We start from the raw sequence: 1017 nt of genomic DNA, 5'->3' as shown, positions 1-1017 counted from the left end.
ACAGTGCCTATCGGTCTCAAGCAAGAAAAGGCCGAATGGCTTAAGCCTGGTCTGGTCGGTCGCGTGCGGTTCCTGAAAGGCGAGGAGAAGCTTCGCCATGCGAAGCTGCTGGATTACCGGGAGGAATAATTCTTGGGCTACTGGCAAGGAGTGCTGCCCACATTGCGGAACAGAACCGTGTGGCTGACGTTGTGCCGACATCGGCACGTCTAGGAGAAACGGCATGGTGGCGCCGCGCGCGGTCTGGAAGGGTTTTCTGAGGGTCGGTTCCGTGTCGTGCGGGGTGAAGATAGTTGGTGCTACAAGCGAGGCATCCAAGATCCACTTCAAGATTCTGAACCGCAAGAACGGCTTGCCCGTCAAGAGCGCCTATGTCGACGAAGGGACCGGCGATGTTGTCGAAGTCGCGGATCAGATCAAAGGCTACGAGGCGGACAAGGGCGAGTTCATACAAGTCGAGCCGGACGAGATCAAAAAACTGAAACTGACGTCGCAGCATACACTCGACGTCGATTCCTTTGTTCCCGTTGCCGAGATCGACACGCGCTATCTCGAAAAGCCCTACTACTTGATCCCGGCAGACGGAGCTTCCCTGGAGGCCTTTGCCATTTTGCGCGATGCGATGGCCAAGAAGCGCGTTGCGGCGCGATCCTGCGTCGTACTCTATCAGCGCGGGCGCGAAGTGTTAATACAGCCGCTTGAAAAAGGAATGCTGCTGACCGAGTTGCGCACCCACAATGAGATGACATCGGAAGACACCGTCTTTAATGACGTGAAAAGCCCAAAATACGATTCGGATTTGCTCGAAATCGCGGGCCTCCTTATCGACAAGAAGGTGACGAAGTTTGATCCCTCGAAATTCGAGGACACCTATGAAGATGCGTTGATTGCCATGATCGACGCCAAGCGCAAGGGCAAAAAACCGCCGAAACCAGCGCCAAAGCCTCAGGAGAACGTGGTCGACCTGGCCTCGGTTTTGCGAAAGAGCCTCGCCAAGGAAGGCATCGGCCAAGACCG

1 protein-coding gene and 1 pseudogene are annotated in these 1017 nt (G+C 55.8%); both read left to right on the top strand.

The window, feature by feature from the left end; translation table 11 throughout:
- Window positions 1-129: pseudogene (locus EN914_RS39715) on the top strand (ATP-dependent DNA ligase); the annotation flags it as partial.
- Between the two features lie 94 nt (window positions 130-223).
- Window positions 224-1017, top strand: a 794-nt coding sequence (locus EN914_RS36425) for a Ku protein (RefSeq protein WP_127389736.1), incomplete at its 3' end; no start/stop codon positions are given.

The organism is Mesorhizobium sp. M7A.F.Ca.CA.001.08.2.1 (assembly GCF_003998455.1).
GTDB lineage: Bacteria > Pseudomonadota > Alphaproteobacteria > Rhizobiales > Rhizobiaceae > Mesorhizobium > Mesorhizobium ciceri.
This window is presented reverse-complemented; position numbering and strand designations above follow the sequence as displayed.